This window comes from Rhodococcus sp. MEB032 (assembly GCF_030208925.1).
Lineage (GTDB): Bacteria > Actinomycetota > Actinomycetes > Mycobacteriales > Mycobacteriaceae > Rhodococcus_F > Rhodococcus_F qingshengii.
On sequence record NZ_JARVSY010000010.1, the window covers coordinates 335,030 to 352,232 of the forward strand.

Genomic DNA, 17,203 nt, shown 5'->3' on the forward strand with positions numbered 1-17,203 from the left:
CGAGAAACAACATGGCTTTCGAATTGGGCGTCTACCATTTCGGTGAACTCACCCCAGACCCCACCACCGGCGCGATGATGAATCCCGGTGTCCACCTTCGTCATTTGGTGGAGCAGGCAACCGTTGCCGATCAGGTTGGACTCGATGTCTTCGGCGTCGGCGAGCACCATCGCACCGACTTCGCAGTCTCAGCCCCTGCCGTTGTGCTCGCGGCAATGGCTCAGGCTACCGACAACATCAAGCTGTCCAGCGCCGTAACCGTACTCAGTTCCGACGATCCCGTACGTGTGTTCCAACAGTTCGCGACAGTCGACCTGCTTTCCGAAGGCCGTGCCGAGATCATTGCCGGCCGAGGTTCGTACACGGAGTCATTTCCGCTCTTCGGGTACGACTTGTCCCAGTACAACGAACTCTTCGCCGAAAAGCTTGATCTACTACTGAAACTGCGCGACGAGAACCCGATCAACTGGGAAGGACAACTTCGCCCACCACTGATCGACGGTGACGTGACGCCCCGCCCGGACCGTCAGATTCCGGTGTGGATCGCAGTCGGAGGTACTCCGGCCTCTGTCGTCCGTGCCGCGAAACTGGGCCTGCCCCTCTCACTGGCCATCATCGGTGGAAGCTACCAACAGTTCGAACCGTTCGTCGATCTGTACCGCAGGGCTGCAGCGGAGTTCGGACACGATCCGAAGAAGCTCGCTGTCTCGATTGCTTCGCCAGGATTTGTCGATACCTCGAAGCAAACAGCACTCGACACGTCGTACCCGTACTTCCAGGCCGGGTGGATGCAGAATCATCATCAGCGGGGAAACGGAGTTCCCATGCCGCGCAGGGCATACGAGGCGCAGGCAACCACCGCGGGTGCGTTCTTCCTCGGCGGCCCGCAGGAAATCATCGACAAGACGATGGCGCAGTACGAACTGTTCCATCATGACCGCATCATGATCCAGATGGGGTTCGGCAACGTGCCACAGAAGGACATGCTGCGTGCGATCGAGATCCTCGGCACCGAAGTAGCCCCCGTTGTGCGTAAGGAAATCGAATCACTGAAGTCGTCCCAAAAATAGGAGTTTCGATGAGCACACCGCTCAAAATTGTTGCCGTTGTCGGCAACCTTCAAAAACCCTCCAAGACTCGTGCCCTCGTCGACCTGATCGTCGAAACCTTGGGAGACTTCGAGCAGATCGACACACGAGTTTTCGAGATCGTGGATCTGATTCCAGGTCTTGCATCTGCTCTGGATCGCGATCACGTCGACTCAGTGACCGCCGAAGCGCTGGCAGCAGTCGAGTCCGCCGATATCGTCATCGCGGCGTCACCGGTGTTCCGCGGCTCGTACGCGGGAATGTTCAAGCATTTTTTCGATCTCGTCGACCAGTACGCGCTTGCCAACACTCCGGTGATTCTTGCCGCTACAGGTGGTAGCGACCGCCATGCTCTCGTGTTGGATCATGCCCTGCGGCCACTGTTCGCTTTCTTCCAAGCGCTGACCGCTCCGGTCGGAATCTATCTCAGCTCAGGTGATTTCGACGGAACGACCATCCTCAATCCCGAGGTATTCGAACGTATCGAGATGGCAGCAAAGGACGTCCTGCCGGTAGCGAGGATGCTCGCGGAGCGGCATCGAGTTGCGCTGACGTGAACGCCCCTCGTCTGCACAACAATGACCCGGAACCACCACCAGCGGTCACGACTGGCAATGCGGCTGATCCAGCACACTTACGCCGCTGATCCACATCGCATCACCGAACACCGTTTTTCAGTGATTCTTCAGCTCCATCGCAGTAGCGTCGAAAGGGCCACCTCATGTCAGGAGCCCCCCATGACCACCCCGGATCAACCCACTGTCCAGCAATCCGTTCCTCAGCACCCGATTCGACCACCCGTCAATGCGGGCTGGGCAGTGGTCTCGCTGCTGTTCTTCTGGCCGCTTTCCTTCTCCGCTTTCACGCACGCCTTCAACGTGTATCCGCTGTGGGCTGACGGCGATGTGGCCGGGTCGCGGTATGCGTCCGATCGAGTGAAACGGCTCGGTCAGATCTCGCTGTGGATCGCAGGCGGCCTACTACTCCTGGTCTGCATCCTGTACGCGATTGCGGCAATCGTGTGGTTCGCCAACGGTGGCCACGATTACGGTCCGCGGCGTATGCGCTGAACAGCCACCCTGGACAACCACACCACCAGGACATCACCTCATCAATCGATCGACGAACTCCATGGTCTGGTCCATCGAAGCGACCGTCGTTTGACCGTGGCTGATTCCGGCGAGTTCTTGATACTCGAACTGCGTTCCCCGCGAACGCATGTCGACCAGTTGCGCCCAGGTAAGGGCGACAGGAACCGTTGTGTCCGACACGCTCTGCACCACGCGCAGTGGACGGTCGTAGCCGTCGACCGGCACCTGCATCATCTCGCGGAACAGGTCGTACATGCGCGGCGTCCATACTGACCGAGAAAACAACGAGCTCAACTGGATTCGTTCGGCTCGAATGTGTCGGCCGAGATCTCCGGCGCACAGTGTCCGAGCCTTTTCCATCCACTCGATCCCCTGCGGCGAGAGAACCTCGCGAATGTTCTCTTCGGGTCGTTGATCGTCGATCCCAGCCAGGACGTACAGCGCATATCCCACCAGCCCGGTGATACCGATGTCGGGAAACAGCGGGCCGCCCAACGGAAACAGCCCTTCCATGTGTGTGGGGCCTGCGACGACAACCGAGCCACGGAAATCCAATTCCGGTGCACGAGTGGTGGCATCGTGTCCCGCGAAGTACGCCGCATGACCACCTTCGGACAAACCCGCGACCATCCACCGCGGACTCAGCACATTGCCGTACAACTCGTGCGCGGCCCGCACGATGTCGACGGCATTCGCCCCGGCGGCATGTCCGTCGAGATAGGCCAGCACCCCGTCGGTACCAACTCCCGAGTAGTCGGTAGCGACCACCGCGTACCCCTGCTCCAACCAGCGTTCGATCGGTTCGATCTCGCCCGGACCGAATCCGGTCGACGAGGGTGCACACTGATCCGCACTGCCCAAAGTTCCGTGGGCATAGGAGATGACGGGCCAACCGCCCGCCGGTGGGGCGCCTTCCGGCAGAAACACGGACCCTGACGACTCTCCCCATCTGTCAGCGGTACGCAGAGTTCGATAGACGACCCGCTGCGTCTCACCGGCGCCGACCGGAAACACTGCGGCCGAGAGTTCGCCATAGGACTCCAGCGCGCCCGCGACTTCCGGTTCGTCCGCCGTCGCCACTGCAACACCTGACCCCCACCCGAGACCCGACAACAGAATGCTCGCCACCACGGCCGCAACAAAGGTTCTACCCGAACGACTCACCACGCCAACCCCTCCCGACCTGTGCAGAGCATGATGTCGATATGCAGATCATCATCACCGGTCACAGCCTGCCCGGACGTAAGTGTTCCGAAACCGCAACCTTCGAAGAGCGCAGCAACATCCACGTCGGCGTTCAGCGCCGAGGCAAGCCACACGAAATCCTCGACCTCGTACCGGGAGATACCGAGACAGTGCGATGGGAACTGACAGCGAGTCTGGAGCGAAAGTCCGGTGCCTGGGACTTACTCGGTCCATACATCCAGGGTCCGCCTCGCGGACGCTTCATCTACCTGTCCTGGGTGACGGTATCCGATGACCAGACGTTCGAGATGTTTCGGCGCGCAAAGCTGATGCTCGACGCGATCCCCGAGCACATCGCCGAGGAGGCCGACGCTTCCGGCACGCTCCACGGAGACCTCGGCCTCACCGACGCCGCAGGTAAACCACTGTGTGCGGCTATCCGACCGCCGACGATCACATGGTCATCCTCGCCTTACTGAGCATCGTTCAGTAGTGTGGAGATCGAACACCTAGTCTGCCCGGTGGCCCCACACGATCGATACGGAGTCCGAACTGATGAGCACCGAACACCTCGATGTCCTGATCGTCGGCGCCGGCTTGTCCGGCATCGGTGCTGCGTATCGACTCCAGACCGAGCTTCCCGGCAAGTCGTACGCAATCCTCGAGGCCCGTGCGAACAGTGGCGGAACCTGGGACCTCTTCAAATACCCTGGCATCCGATCGGATTCCGACATGTTCACGCTCGGCTACCCGTTTCGGCCGTGGACAGATGCCAAAGCAATCGCCGACGGTGATTCGATCCTCCGGTACGTGCGCGACACCGCGCGAGAGAACGGGATCGACAAGAAGATTCGGTACAACCGGAAGGTGACGGCCGCATCATGGTCGTCAGCTGACTCGACGTGGACGGTCACTGTCACGACCGGTGACGAAGATGAAACCCTGACCTGCAACTTCCTCTATCTGTGCAGTGGTTACTACAGCTACGAAGGCGGATACACCCCCGACTTCCCCGGACGTGAATCGTTTGCCGGCGAGGTTGTGCACCCGCAGTTCTGGCCCGAAGAACTCGATTACTCCGACAAGAAGGTCGTTGTGATCGGAAGCGGCGCCACCGCAGTCACTTTGGTCCCCACGATGTCACGGGACGCAAGCCACGTCACGATGCTCCAGCGATCACCGACATACATTCTGGCTCTGCCGTCCAGCGACAAATTATCGGACACCATTCGCGCAGTACTGCCGAATCAACTCGCGCACAGCATCGCTCGATGGAAGAGCATCGTAGTGAACCTGAGTTTCTATCAACTGTGCCGGCGCAGTCCTGCGCGTGCAAAGCGGTTGCTGAACCTCGCGATCAGTCGCCAACTCCCGGAAGAGATCCCACTCGATCCTCACTTCACACCCACCTACGATCCCTGGGATCAACGCTTGTGCGTCGTACCGGACGGCGATTTGTTCAAAGCCCTCCGATCCGGCAAGGCCTCGATCGAGACCGATCGCATCGACACTTTCACCGAGACTGGAATTCGTCTCGCGTCAGGTCGCGAACTCGAAGCTGACATCATCGTCACTGCAACAGGATTGAAGATGGAAGCGTGCGGCGGGATGTCGATCGAAGTGGACGGCGAACCCGTCACCCTCGGTGATCGTTACGTCTACAAGGGCATGATGATCAGCGACGTACCGAACTTCGCGATGTGCGTCGGTTACACCAACGCCTCGTGGACTCTGCGAGCAGATCTCACGTCGATGTACGTCTGCCGACTGCTGACGGAGATGGACAAGCGCGGCTATTCGAAGTGCGTGCCGCACGCGAGCGAAGAGATGGACCAGCAGCCGATCCTGGACCTGGCGTCGGGGTACGTCATGCGTGCTGTGGAACAGTTCCCGAAGCAGGGATCGAAGTCACCGTGGAACATGCGTCAGAACTACATCCTTGATCGTCTTCACTCGACGTTCGGGAGCATCAACGACCACATGACGTTCTCGAAGGCGCCAGCTCGACAGTCGACGCCGGTACCGAGCAAGAGTTGAGCGGACCACGAACAACCAGGTAGAGCAATCGGGCGAAGCCACCAATCGATCCGGCGACAAAGAACACACCCGAACCTGCGACTACTGCACAGAGCGCACCGAGAACGATGATCGCCGACGCCTCTACCATTCGACCGGCGGACTCCGATCCGAGAACGTGTATTTCATCAACTCCTTCGTCCATAAAACTATTTTCAGCCAACCGTCCAGCCGGTTTGTAGGGACTTTAGTCGCGAGTCGGATCAAAATGGACTCATAATTGCAGGTCAAGCGTTCAGTTGGCCATTCCGGCCGGATGATCTCCAGTCCGTTCCGTTGTGATGGTCGGCAACAGAGTGCTGGTCGAATACATGGACGATTCACGAATCGACACGGTCGTATCAAATCTCCGTGCCTCTCCACCCACTCTTACGCAGGGTGTGGCCCAGCAGCGTGACCACCAGTGAAAACATCGGCAGGGCAATGATCACCCTCGCGGCAAACACCCCCGATCTTCCCGGCCGCGTCCTTCGCAGCGACAAGATCAACGAACTCGCGCAGGCCTGACAGCTTGACCTCGAAAGACGAAACCGCGGGCGACGAGTTCCAACGCCACGGCCACCGAGCAGGTTTGTGCCAACAACAACCCTGCCAATACAAGAATTTGCACAGCACCGGCCTGAACGGCCGATCCCGTCGCGAGCAACACACCGACAAAGGCTCCGGGCAATGTCACGAGGCCGACGGTGCGCGTCTGGTCGACTCCAGGCAGCAGAGCATCGGAGGCAGCGGTGCGGGCTACCTCCCACCGCGCATCGCGTTGGGAAAATCCAAGGCTCAGTGCTGCTTCCACTTCCCCGTACCGGTCGTCGACGGCGTCGAGTCCGCGTTTGGCTGCCATCGATGTTGCAGTCATCGCGCCACCCAGAACAATGCCGCCGATCGGCACCAGAGCGACGCCTTGCAGCGGAACCACTCCGGACAGCAGCATCAGTGGCAGAACCACACCGATTCCCGACGCCAACGCGATGGTCAGCCAAACTCCGGACGTCCCCGCGTTCGAGCGTCGTGCCGCGGTGAAAGACGCTGCAACGAACATGCCGACGAGCACGAGGAGCGCCGACCAGATGTGGGCCAAGGCGGCGGCAAGGATCAACGAAATCGCAGCCAACTGAAGAGCGCCACGAGCGAGGGCACCGGGGACCACCCGAACGCTACCGAGATAGGTGAATCGGTAGACGAGCGTGGCGACAAGTGCCATGACGATGCAGAGCACAGCCAGACGGATGCCGGAGTCGGCTATCGAAAGGCTCATGGGTCTCAGTGTTCCCTACGAGCCGAGTCCGATCCGAATTCGAGAACCGCTCAGAACACCCAACCGCGAAGGGCGACGAATCGCAGGCCACCGACAATTCCGCTCACGGCGATCACAAGCCCGGCTTGAAGAAGCCCGTCGGCGCCCGGGAGAAGGAAGCCGAGCGCACTGATGGCGGCAGAACTGGCGATCAACCCGACCAGTGCGAGTCCACCGCCTTCCCACTGCGCGGTGAACCAGTTGACGCGATCCGCGGCATGGAAGGTGAGCCGGCGATGCAGTTCGTTGGCCAGAATGGTGCTCAAGACCGCACCAACTGCGTTGGCGACCAGCGCTCCGTCACCGCGCAGCGCCAGAAAAGCGGCAAAGTACAAGATGTTGCTGGCTCCGCCGACGAGGGCAAAACGAACGAGCTGAGCAAAGGCGCCGTCGCCGGCAAGGGCGCGAAGCCTCGTTGCCGCGAAACCTGCACTCCGCGTACCCACCATCGAGATCGGATTGCTCCCGACCCAGATGTCAGACGTGCTCATATCGGCTTCTCTCATACGGACAATCGGAACCACACGTTCCGCTTAGCAATATAGCACTAACGGAATCGATCATTCCGCTTAGTGCCGTAGACTGTGAGGATGCCGACAACACACCCCGACGCTTCTCATGCGGGGACCTCGGCCGACTGCTCACAGCCGCGCCTTCGGTCCGACGCCAAGGCCAACCTCGAGCGCATCCTCAACTCCGCTCGCGAGGTGTTCGCTGCCCAAGGACTCGACGCCACGCTGGCGGACGTCGCGAAGCACGCCGGCGTCGGCGTCGGCACCGTCTATCGCCGGTTCGCCAGCAAGGACGAACTGATCCAGGCACTGTTCGACACGCGGTGTTCCGAGATCGAAACGATCGCCGCCACCGCCCGAGAGATGCCCGACGCCTGGGAAGGTCTTGTCTACTTTCTCGACGTGATCTCTCTGCGCATGGCAGACAACCGCGGATTCGGCGATCTCCTGATGGACGGACGCTTCACGTCCGACACCTTCGCTCGCGCGCGCGCCGGGATCGCTCGACACACTGCGGTACTTGTCAATCGAGCCAAGGAACAGGGCACCCTGCGCAGCGACTTCGAAGTCAACGACATTCCGCTTCTCATGCAGGTCGTCAAGATGGCCCAGAAGTTCGGTGGCGACGAGGCCCCTCAGGCTTACCGCCGCGCACTCGGGTTCATGATCGACGGACTCTGCGCGTCCCGCACCGACCATCGGGAACTGCCCGTGCCGGCGCTGTCCTCCGAGCAACTCGATCACGTCCTTCATCGGTTTCAGGCAACGCCCGGGAAGAACTGCTGAGTCGATTTCGGGGTCGACGCCATTGCGGCGTCGACCCCGAAATTTGCTGTCAGTGGGCGATTACCGGTTCACCTTCCGGCGAATCCGGAAGCAATCCACTCCGAAGAACCAGTCCGGTCAAGACCGCACCGACCGCGAATATGCCTGCGGCCCAATAGAACGTCGTGGTGTAACTCTCGACGGCGGCCTGCGCCTGAGTCAGCGGATTCATCTCGCGGCCCACCAGATAGTTGGTAGAAGCCGAGGCGGCAATCGTGCTGAGCAGTGCAGTTCCGATCGAGCCGCCCACCTGCTGCATCGTGTTGACCGTGGCAGATGCGACGCCGGCATCTTCGTGATGCACGCCTGAAGTTGCTCCCTGCATCGACGGGGCGAAAATGCTGCCCATGCCGAGTCCGGTGACGACGAGCCCCGGCAGAATGTGTACTGCATAGGTGCTGTCCACGGAAATCTGGGCCAGCAGCGTCATTCCGATCGCCGCGATGACCATTCCGCTCACGATCAGCACTCGCGGACCGACGCGCGGCAGCAAAACCGCTGTCGAAAGCGTTGCCGCTGTCACGATTCCGAACACCATCGGCATGAATGCGAGGCCGGTCATGATCGGGCTGTACCCGAGGATCAGCTGCATGTAGTACGTCAGGAACAGGAAGACTGCGAACATGCCTGCGCCGGAAAGGAAGATCGCCAGGTACGAGCCAGCCCGGATTCGGTCGAGGACCACCCGCAGCGGAAGAAGTGGGTGCTCGGACTTGGTCTGCCAGTAGATGAACGCCGCCATGAACACGACGCCGGCAACGAGCCACGAGATAGTGGGAGTTGCACTCCACCCGTCCGACTCGGCCTTCGAGAATCCGAAGACGATGCTGAACAAGCTGATCGACACCAGGATCGTTCCGGGGATGTCGAGTTTGGGTCGCGAGTCACTGGTGTGCGGCGCGAGCAACAGGACTGCACCGACCAGGGCGATCGCCGCGAAGAAGAGATTTACGAAGAGGCACCAGCGCCAGTCGACCCACTCGGTGAGTGCGCCGCCGAGCAGCAGTCCGATGGCGCCACCACCACCGGCAACGGCACCGAAGATACCGAACGCCTTGGCACGCTCACCTGGATCCGTGAATGTCACGGACAGCAGCGACAGGGCTGCCGGGGCAAGGAGCGCACCGAATACGCCTTGGCCGGCACGAGCGGCAACAAGCATTTCGAAGTTGACGGCTGCGCCACCGATGGCGGAAGCGACTGCGAAGCCGATCAGGCCGACGATGAAAGTTCGCCTGCGCCCGAACAAGTCGCTCAATCGACCGCCGAGTAGCAGCAAACTGCCGAACGCCAATGCGTATGCCGTGATGATCCACTGGCGGTCCGAATCACCGAACTCCAGTGAGCGCTGCGCAGCAGGCAGCGCGATGTTGACGATGGTGGCATCCAAGACCACCATCAGCTGCGCAATTCCCAGAACCGCGAGAACCAGCCACCGCTTTGCGTGGTTGTCCCCTGAAGGCGCCGAGGACTGCTCGAATTCAGTCCGTTCAGCAATGTCTGACATAGTCCCTCGCCCAACCTATGCGGAGATGGCTTCTCCGGTTAGCAAAAACGCTACACGAAAACGGAGAGGCTGTCTCCACTTGGCGGGTAGAGTGGGGGCATGAGTACCGCAATGGAGCGCCCCCTTCGCGCCGATGCTGCACGTAATCGGCAGTTGATCATCGACGCCGCACGTGAATTGTTCGCCGAAGAAGGGATCGACGTCACACTCGACGACGTCGCCCGGCGCGCGGGGGTCGGCGTCGGAACGGTCTATCGGCGGTTCGCCAGCAAAGAAGAATTGATCGACGGAGTCTTCCAGCAGAACTTCGCCGACATGGCAGCGGCCGCGGACGCGTCACTTGCCAATCCGGATCCGTGGGACGGACTTGTCACCTTTGCCGAATTCGCCTGCAGCCGTATGTCGGTCAACCGCGGACTCAAAGACGTCCTGAACGGAACCGACGAGGGATGCGAGCAAGTCGCATGCCAACGATCCATCATCGAACCGTCGGTCGAGAGGATCTTCTACCGGGCCCAGGAGGCCGGGATGCTGCGCACCGACGCCGTACCGACGGACCTGTTCGGCCTCATCTTCATGGTGGGCGCAGTCACCGAATTTGCTCAGCCCGTCAACCCGACCGTGTGGCGTCGATACCTCTCGGTAATGCTCGACGGCCTACGCACGGAGGGCCTGCACCGTGACGCACTGCCCCTTCCTCCACTGAGTTCGGAGGAATTGCACGAGGCCAAGCAATGCCTGAAAGACCGCCGCCGTTGAGCGGTTCGGTCAGATCTGCTCACGAGGAATGAAAATCCACATCACGATGTAGATCAGAAACTGCGGGCCGGGCAGCAGGCACGAGAGTACGAACAGCAAGCGGACAGTCGACGACTTCCAACCGAAGTACCGAGCGATTCCGGCGCACACCCCACCGAACATTGCTCCCGAGCGAGCGCGGGTGAGCTTGCGGGTATTCATCGGGGAGGTCATGTGTTGTTTCCTTTCAACGGAACTCGCGGTTCATCCGCGTCGACCTCCACTATCCGCTGCCGATCCACCTGTGCGCATCAGGCCATGGACCCATCTTTTCCGACGCGGTGTGTCCTCAGGTACGAGTCCGTCCCCGCGTCTGACTCAGGGTTCTCCCCCACACCCCGGCCTCGGACCTCAGCTTCGCACCTCAGCAGGGAAACATGCGTCGAAGCCGTTTCGGAGCCGCAAAAGGTTGCCAGTTGTCGACGTCCTGCGCCAGACGATCGGCAACGGTCCACAACGCCGACGGGTTGTGGGTCAACCCCATGTGACTGCCTTGCACCGCAATGCTTTCCGACAGGCCTGCCGAGGTTTCACAGCACGCTTGCCATGGAACGATACCGTCGTGCCTGGAGTAGACCGACGTGGCGGGAACAGAAATAGGCGATCCCTGTTCGGATTCGATGCCGTCTACCGGAGGCAGTATCGCGTGATTGCCGGACAAACGAGCGTAGAGAGATCCGACTCTCGTCTGCTCCAGACTGGTGAGACCGAAAGGACTTCCGAGTGTCACTACTTGACGCACCGAATCCGGCAGGTCCCTCGCCAGCTTTCGAGCGTAGATACCGCCCAGACTCCAGCCGATCACCGACACCTTCTGCTCGTATCGATCTGCTACCTCGGCCAATGCGGCAGGCAGTCCGTCGACCACCGTCGCCGTCGGACCGGTGTTCAGACCCAGATTCCAACCGTGAACCCGGTAGCCGAGAAAGCTCAAGTATGTCCTCAAGGCGAGAGTCGAAACGTCCGAAGTCAGCAATCCGGGGAGAACGAGGACCGGATGCCCGTCCCCACGCGGCGATCGAAGCAACCACGGAGCCGCGAGAAGCAGTGAAGCGATGTCGACCAGTCCGCGCGTCGGCTCGCTCAGACACATCGCCAAGGATGGTGGCCCCGGAACGAGTGGGTCGACTTCACGAATCAGCGTCGATCGCTGCGCCCAATCGAATTCGGTCTCCGCGAAATCGATCGCCGAGACTTCCGCAACTACGGACACCTGAACTCCTGTCGGCCGGTGCCCTCGTCGGGGCGTGTGGTGGGGCGGTTCCGCGAGCTGTGTGCTCAACCCGCGGAACCTTGTCCTCATCCACCACCGGTAGCGAACTAGGACCCGTTCTGCCCACAGATTCGTGACCAAAGGCCTCTCGACCACACGAACACTGTGTGATCCAGAACACTAGTTTTGGTTACGTTGCATCTACGTTGCGTAGATGTTTCGTCGCTACCAAGGAGAAGCTCGACAAGTCTTGTCAAGCACTGCGGCAGGCCGTTTCCTCCGGCAGAGCCGTCGGCGCTGCAGGTCCGAAGGGTCTGAGTGAAGTCACGCGGCCAATCGGTTTCGGCTCGATTGATCCCCTTTTCCAGTCGCTGCAACCAGCCTGGAAGCCATGATCGGTACAGACAGCGGTACCCAGATCCGACAGTTCGCATGCCGGATCTGTTTGTCGCGACGTTTGTCGGCGCAGACATTCCCACCGATCCGCAAGACAGCTGTCAGCCTGAAGCCTCGAAAGTCCAGTTCCGGCAGTGGGTCAGGCGCCTACGGCGATGTGCCAGGCCTGGCGTCCCGGCGCGTGACTGATTTCCATTGGCGACCGGATCGGGGCAACGAGAACAGCAGCAGCACAACTACTCCAGCGAGCACGATACCGATCAGATTGACACCGAGCTGAGCCAGCGAACTCAGCACGACATTCCACTTACCTGCGAAGACCGCAACGACCGCCAATCCCGCAGCTGGCACCGTCGTCACCGAGATGAACACCCCCACCAGGACCGTAGAGGTAGAGGTGACCGTTGCCAGCATGCCAGCCGCTCCCGCCAGCAGTGCTACCACCAGTGAGAACGGCCCCACCTCGTAGATGAAGTCGAATGCGCGGGCGTTCTCGACATCGCCGATTCCGACCCAGCCCAGACGAATCCACAGCAAGGTAGCCAGGCCGGTGAGGGCCATCGCGGCCGGAAACGAGATCGCGAGGGTACGAATCGAATTTCGCACGAGATCTTTGTCTCGACGTACCAGACCCACTGAAAGCGCTGCCAGCGGCCGGAACTCCGGCCCCACCACCATTGCACCGACCAGGGTCAGCGGCGACGCCGTGGCAACACCGACTGCCGAGAGCAAAAACGCGATCACCAGGAAGGCCAGGAACGCCGGAGTCAGTCGGGCACCTTCGCGCACCTGACCGAGCAACTGCTCCCACACCACTGTCTCGTCGGGTCTTCTCGGGGCCGCAGTGTCCGCCCGTTCTGCGGAGAAGGACAGCATGGTTCCCGCCGGCTCGAACGAAATACCGCCAGCCCTCACCAGGTCCAGAGCAGTCAACGCGGCAAGCACGTCGTTCGCGCATGCGCGGGCTACATCGGCCTCGATCACATCTCCCGGCGGATCGACAGCGGCTCTGAGTGCGAGTGTCACATGAGTAGCCCCAGGTTCGGCGGCCAACATGTTCAGCACATCTCCGGTCCGCTCACTCGGCGAGATGACACGCAGATGCAGCACAGTATTGTCTCCTTCAGCCGGCGGTGGCCTCGGGTGCAGGCAGCATCGACGGCCGGTCCATCACCGGAAACCATAGCGGGCTCGGACATGTCTCAACACCGTGGATTCTCAGCGCTACGAGCCACACTCCCCCCGGCGCACATACATCTACGGCACTGCGTTAGTCGCTAGGGCGCTCACGCAGTCGCGGCGGTAGTCGGTCCAAGTTGATAGATCGCGTTATCGCGGAGGAGCGCCCACCACACGTTCAGTCTCCGCCTCCCAACGCAAGAACCGCCTGCGTATGACACTGCCCCTCGGCCCGTTTGCGGGTACAAAAAGCCTACGACTGAGCGTTGTGCCGGATACTGTGCTGCGCGGACAGATAGAAGGCCCGCAACAGCCTGCGGTCGTACCTGCGCGGCCGGCGCAGATTTCCACTGACTCGGCCCGAATCTCGCGGCACAGGCGCTAGACCCTGAGATGCCGGCCAATCTGTCTGCGCTTCCGAACGCAGACACGTCACCACCCGTGGCGGCGACATCTGCCCAGCCACCCGCACCAGCTACCCGTTTGCGGCCTCGACCGCGGCGTCGTCAATCCGAGAGGCGTTGTATGCCTTCTTGTTCCGGAACCACACTTCCGACTTCGTCCGGCCGAATTTTCGAAGTCCGTCAGGCGATTGATAGGTCGAGTCGTCGAGAACACCGGGCGGCCGTTCTCCTTCAGCCATGTGAACAGCAGCACAAAAAGAGCCATACCCGGCGTCCCAGGCAGCCCCGAACCGACAAATGTTCGGCCAGTATCGCCCGGGAAAAACGGTAAGGAAATAACAACTGGCAGAAACAGGACCCGCGCAGTCGCTGAACTGCCGTTCGAGCTAGCGCTCAGTTCGAGCAACTCTCGGGTGGCAGATTTTCGGTGGCCCACGTTGTCAGTTCACTGAGAGCGGGGAGCAGCGCCTGCCCCGACGCTGTGAGTTCGTACTCCACGGCGATGGGCGGACCTGCATCGACGCTCCTCGTCACCAGGCCTGCCCCTGCCAACTCCGTCAGGCGTTCCGAGAGCACCGAATCACTGATCCCACCCACCGCGCGCTTGAGTTCGGAGAATCCCGCCGGCCCGTTCAGCAGCGTGCCGAGAATGACGCCGTTCCACCGTTTGCCCAGGAAGCCGAACGCGCGGGCCAGAGCCCCGTCACATGCGCGGGGCTCGTGTCCCGCTTCGCTCTTGCTTGCCACCCCACCATCCTAGCCACAGTGCTAACGTATCCGTAGGCACTATTTTTTTACTAGCAACTAGCTTTACCGGGTGATGCTCGGTCGAGCTACCACGGAACGGAAACCCCCGATGTCTCTCGACGCAGCCACCCCATTCACCGCCCAGCAACTCGACGAAGCCGGCCGCGAGCTCCTCTTCACTGCGGCTCGCACCGCCAACTCCTTCTCGAACGAACCTGTGACCGACGACGAACTGACTGCGATCTGGGAGCTCGCGAAGTGGGCACCGACCGCGGCCAACACCAATCCGCTACGTGTGCTGTTCGTCCGTACCGAGGAAGGCAAAGCACGCCTCGTCGAGCACATGGCAGACGGCAACAAAGCCAAGACCGAGGCCGCTCCTGCAGTTGCCGTACTGGCGGTGGACACCGAGTTCTACAAGCACATCCCCAACCTGTTCCCCATTCGCCCGGAGATGAAGGACTACTTCGAATCCGACGAGGCTGCCGCCAGTTCGACGAGTCGGTTCAATGCCGCACTTCAGGCCGGCTATGTGATCCTCGCGATTCGCGCACAGGGTCTGGTCGCCGGCCCGATGGCCGGGTTCGACGCCGACGGCATCGACGGCGAATTCTTCGCAGACGGACGTTTCAAGACGATCCTCGTGGTGAACATCGGCCATCCCGGTGAGAACCCCTGGTTCGATCGTCTGCCGCGCCTCTCCGATGAGGATGCGCTCAGCTGGGCCTGAGGCCAATTCGGACAAATCAAGCAATGCGGGAGAGTTCTGCGGAACTCTCCCGCTTTGCCATCTCCAGCGCGTTTCAACTCTGCTCGCAGTGGGTACATACCCGCGTCTCGCAAAATCTCACGTCCAGAACAACATCCGACACGCTGCAATCGGAATTAGTTGCAGTATCTCAGTTTTTGGACGACAGTCGAGGGAAACCCCTCGGCCTACGGAGGCTGTGGGGAAAGCCCTTGTGCGCCGGTCGGTGTCGAGGGAAGACGTTCGAGCGAGCAGAAGTCCGAAGAAAGTGGGTTCGGAAATATGGGCGCGCTATGGGATTTTGTCGTTGCACGACGACAACAGTTGTTGACCGACTCGTACCTTCATGTTTCAGCAGTTATCCAGTCCGTGATCATCGCGACGATCGCCGCCGTGATCATCGGCATTCTCGTCTACCGGAGCCCGGCGGGATCCTCCATCGCTACGGCGTTGGCCAGCACGATCCTGACGGTTCCTTCATTCGCCCTCCTCGGACTGCTCATTCCGATTCTCGGTCTCGGCGTCGCTCCCACGATCACCGCGTTGATCTTGTATGCCCTGCTCCCGATCATTCGGAACACGATCATCGGTCTGGATGCAGTCAACCCGGCGATCACGGACGCAGCCCGCGGTGTCGGAATGAATCGCATGCACGTACTGAGTCGAATCGAGCTACCGATCGCGTGGCCGTCGATCCTCACCGGCATGCGGGTCAGTACACAGATGCTCATGGGCATCCTCGCCATCGCGGCGTACGCCAAAGGCCCTGGTCTGGGAAACCTGATCTTCTCCGGACTCTCGCGTGTCGGTAGCCCGAATGCTGTTCCGCAAGCGCTGGTCGGCACCGTACTGATCGTCATTCTCGCTCTGATTCTCGACGGAATCTACGTCGTCATCGGTCGTCTCACTACTTCGAAGGGGCTGCAATGACTGAAACCATTCCGTCTGACGTATCCACAGATCAGAAGGTATCCGGGGTCGAGATCGTCCTGGAGTCCGTCACCAAGCGGTACCCGGGCCAGAAAGCTGCAGCGGTGGACAATGTTTCGCTGACTGTTCCGGCTGGTGAGATCGTGGTCTTCGTCGGACCTTCGGGTTGCGGCAAAACAACGACGATGCGCATGATCAACCGCCTGATCGAACCTACCTCCGGCAAGATCACCATCGACGGCAAGGACGCGCTGTCGATCGACCCGGACAAGCTCCGCCGTGGCATCGGGTACTCGATCCAGCAGGCAGGCTTGTTCCCGCACTTCACGATTGCGAAGAACGTCGCGACTGTCCCGGGTCTGATCGGTTGGGACAAGAAACGTATCGCAGCGCGCACCGACGAGATGCTCGACCTCGTAGGCCTCGATCCCGATACCTATCGCGACCGCTACCCTCGCCAATTGTCCGGCGGGCAGCAACAGCGTGTGGGCGTGGCGCGGGCGCTGGCTGCCGATCCTCCGGTGCTGTTGATGGACGAACCTTTCGGTGCCGTCGATCCGATCACCCGCGGCCTGCTCCAGGACGAACTGATGCGTCTGCAGTCGGAGTTGGGTAAGACCATCGTCTTCGTCACGCACGATTTCAACGAGGCAGTCAAACTCGGTGACCGTATTGCCGTGCTGGGCAATCAGTCCAGCATCATGCAGTACGACACTCCGGAAGCGATTCTCGCCAATCCCGCAAACGACATGGTCGCCGGATTTGTCGGGGCGGACGCCTCGCTCAAGCAGCTGACCCTGACACGCGTGCGCCAGATCAAACTCAAGCAGTGCCTCACCGCCCGCGAAACCGATTCGGTCGATGATTTGAGAACCGCACTCGCAGCGCGTAAGTGGAAGTGGGCCCTGATTCTCGATCAGCGCGGACGGCCGCTTCGCTGGGTCTCGCCCGGCCACCTCGCCCATGCGTCGACTCTTCGAGGTGTCGGTAACGAGATCGGCGAAGCCGTGTCCATCCAGTCCACCCTGCAGGATGCTTTGGAAGCTCTTCTCGCAGAGAGCAATGCGTCCACCGTGGTCACCGGACGGCGTGGCGAGTACGTCGGTCTCATCACCATCGACACACTGGTCAGCCATCTTTCCGAAATGCGCGAGGAGCATGCGCACGACCACGACGAAGAGCCAGACACCGAGAACGTCGAGGGTTGAAC

Annotated in this window: 19 protein-coding genes and 1 pseudogene; 10 read left to right on the forward strand and 10 right to left on the reverse strand. The window is 60.9% G+C overall.

Features of this window, described 5'->3' with window-relative positions; genetic code table 11:
• The first annotated feature begins 11 nt into the window (after positions 1–11).
• The 3 genes from QRN54_RS11815 to QRN54_RS11825 all read left to right on the forward strand — a co-directional run bounded on the left by QRN54_RS11815 (position 12) and on the right by QRN54_RS11825 (position 2,158).
• Positions 12–1,070, forward strand: coding sequence for an LLM class flavin-dependent oxidoreductase (locus QRN54_RS11815; RefSeq protein ID WP_054781093.1), 1,059 nt, complete (start codon positions 12–14; stop codon positions 1,068–1,070).
• 8 nt (positions 1,071–1,078) lie between these two features.
• Positions 1,079–1,645: an FMN reductase gene (msuE, locus tag QRN54_RS11820; RefSeq protein ID WP_054781094.1), complete on the forward strand. Its 567-nt coding sequence runs from the start codon at positions 1,079–1,081 to the stop codon at positions 1,643–1,645.
• A 180-nt stretch (positions 1,646–1,825) separates the two neighbouring features.
• Positions 1,826–2,158, forward strand: coding sequence for a CD225/dispanin family protein (locus tag QRN54_RS11825; protein ID WP_007731480.1), 333 nt, complete (start codon positions 1,826–1,828; stop codon positions 2,156–2,158).
• A 33-nt stretch (positions 2,159–2,191) separates the two neighbouring features.
• Here the strand turns inward: QRN54_RS11825 and QRN54_RS11830 are convergent, their stop codons facing one another.
• Positions 2,192–3,346 carry an alpha/beta hydrolase gene (locus QRN54_RS11830; RefSeq protein ID WP_042452699.1) on the reverse strand — a complete coding sequence of 385 codons (1,155 nt, stop codon included), beginning with the start codon at positions 3,344–3,346 and terminating at the stop codon, positions 2,192–2,194.
• Between the two features lie 38 nt (positions 3,347–3,384).
• Here QRN54_RS11830 and QRN54_RS11835 point away from each other — a divergent pair, with 38 nt between their 5' ends.
• Positions 3,385–3,843: a DUF5990 family protein gene (locus QRN54_RS11835; protein WP_285182053.1), complete on the forward strand. Its 459-nt coding sequence runs from the start codon at positions 3,385–3,387 to the stop codon at positions 3,841–3,843.
• A 76-nt stretch (positions 3,844–3,919) separates the two neighbouring features.
• On the forward strand, positions 3,920–5,401 hold the full coding sequence (locus tag QRN54_RS11840) for a flavin-containing monooxygenase (RefSeq protein ID WP_285182054.1): 1,482 nt from the start codon (positions 3,920–3,922) through the stop codon (positions 5,399–5,401).
• Positions 5,402–5,924: 523 nt separating this feature from the next.
• Here the strand turns inward: QRN54_RS11840 and QRN54_RS11845 are convergent.
• Positions 5,925–6,695, reverse strand: a complete 771-nt coding sequence (locus QRN54_RS11845; RefSeq protein ID WP_042452705.1) for an ABC transporter permease — start codon at positions 6,693–6,695, stop codon at positions 5,925–5,927.
• Between the two features lie 50 nt (positions 6,696–6,745).
• Complete coding sequence (locus QRN54_RS11850; RefSeq protein ID WP_020908979.1) at positions 6,746–7,183, reverse strand: GtrA family protein; 438 nt, start codon at positions 7,181–7,183, stop codon at positions 6,746–6,748.
• Between the two features lie 141 nt (positions 7,184–7,324).
• Between QRN54_RS11850 and QRN54_RS11855 the strand changes: the two genes are divergently transcribed.
• Entirely contained in the window at positions 7,325–8,032 is a 708-nt protein-coding gene (locus QRN54_RS11855) for a TetR/AcrR family transcriptional regulator (protein WP_007731468.1), read from the forward strand.
• A gap of 49 nt (positions 8,033–8,081) precedes the next feature.
• Here QRN54_RS11855 and QRN54_RS11860 read toward each other — a convergent pair whose 3' ends face one another.
• Entirely contained in the window at positions 8,082–9,578 is a 1,497-nt protein-coding gene (locus tag QRN54_RS11860; protein WP_003940566.1) for an MFS transporter, read from the reverse strand.
• A gap of 99 nt (positions 9,579–9,677) precedes the next feature.
• Between QRN54_RS11860 and QRN54_RS11865 the strand changes: the two genes are divergently transcribed.
• A complete protein-coding gene (locus tag QRN54_RS11865) occupies positions 9,678–10,337 on the forward strand; it encodes a TetR/AcrR family transcriptional regulator (RefSeq protein ID WP_080712681.1) in 660 nt (219 codons plus the stop codon).
• Positions 10,338–10,346: 9 nt separating this feature from the next.
• On the opposite strand, the gene QRN54_RS11870 is transcribed toward QRN54_RS11865, so the two are convergent.
• The 6 genes and pseudogenes from QRN54_RS11870 to QRN54_RS11895 all read right to left on the reverse strand — a co-directional run bounded on the left by QRN54_RS11870 (position 10,347) and on the right by QRN54_RS11895 (position 14,315).
• Complete coding sequence (locus tag QRN54_RS11870; protein WP_003939828.1) at positions 10,347–10,550, reverse strand: PspC domain-containing protein; 204 nt, start codon at positions 10,548–10,550, stop codon at positions 10,347–10,349.
• Between the two features lie 190 nt (positions 10,551–10,740).
• Entirely contained in the window at positions 10,741–11,589 is an 849-nt protein-coding gene (locus tag QRN54_RS11875; RefSeq protein WP_020970664.1) for an alpha/beta fold hydrolase, read from the reverse strand.
• A 543-nt stretch (positions 11,590–12,132) separates the two neighbouring features.
• Complete coding sequence (locus tag QRN54_RS11880; protein ID WP_021332068.1) at positions 12,133–13,095, reverse strand: DUF389 domain-containing protein; 963 nt, start codon at positions 13,093–13,095, stop codon at positions 12,133–12,135.
• Between the two features lie 176 nt (positions 13,096–13,271).
• Positions 13,272–13,616: pseudogene (locus tag QRN54_RS11885) on the reverse strand (transposase); the annotation flags it as partial.
• Between the two features lie 23 nt (positions 13,617–13,639).
• Positions 13,640–13,807, reverse strand: a complete 168-nt coding sequence (locus QRN54_RS11890) for a hypothetical protein (RefSeq protein WP_155277909.1) — start codon at positions 13,805–13,807, stop codon at positions 13,640–13,642.
• Positions 13,808–13,961: 154 nt separating this feature from the next.
• On the reverse strand, positions 13,962–14,315 hold the full coding sequence (locus QRN54_RS11895; RefSeq protein WP_064687673.1) for a winged helix-turn-helix transcriptional regulator: 354 nt from the start codon (positions 14,313–14,315) through the stop codon (positions 13,962–13,964).
• Positions 14,316–14,424: 109 nt separating this feature from the next.
• On the opposite strand from QRN54_RS11895, the gene QRN54_RS11900 reads away from it, so the two are divergent.
• The 3 genes from QRN54_RS11900 (at position 14,425) to QRN54_RS11910 (ending at position 17,201) form a co-directional block, all read left to right on the forward strand.
• Positions 14,425–15,045, forward strand: a complete 621-nt coding sequence (locus tag QRN54_RS11900; protein WP_007731458.1) for a malonic semialdehyde reductase — start codon at positions 14,425–14,427, stop codon at positions 15,043–15,045.
• Between the two features lie 300 nt (positions 15,046–15,345).
• Positions 15,346–15,993: an ABC transporter permease gene (locus tag QRN54_RS11905; RefSeq protein ID WP_054187726.1), complete on the forward strand. Its 648-nt coding sequence runs from the start codon at positions 15,346–15,348 to the stop codon at positions 15,991–15,993.
• A complete protein-coding gene (locus QRN54_RS11910; protein WP_007731456.1) occupies positions 15,990–17,201 on the forward strand; it encodes an ATP-binding cassette domain-containing protein in 1,212 nt (403 codons plus the stop codon). Before QRN54_RS11905 ends, QRN54_RS11910 begins: the two co-directional genes overlap by 4 nt.
• Positions 17,202–17,203: the final 2 nt, after the last annotated feature.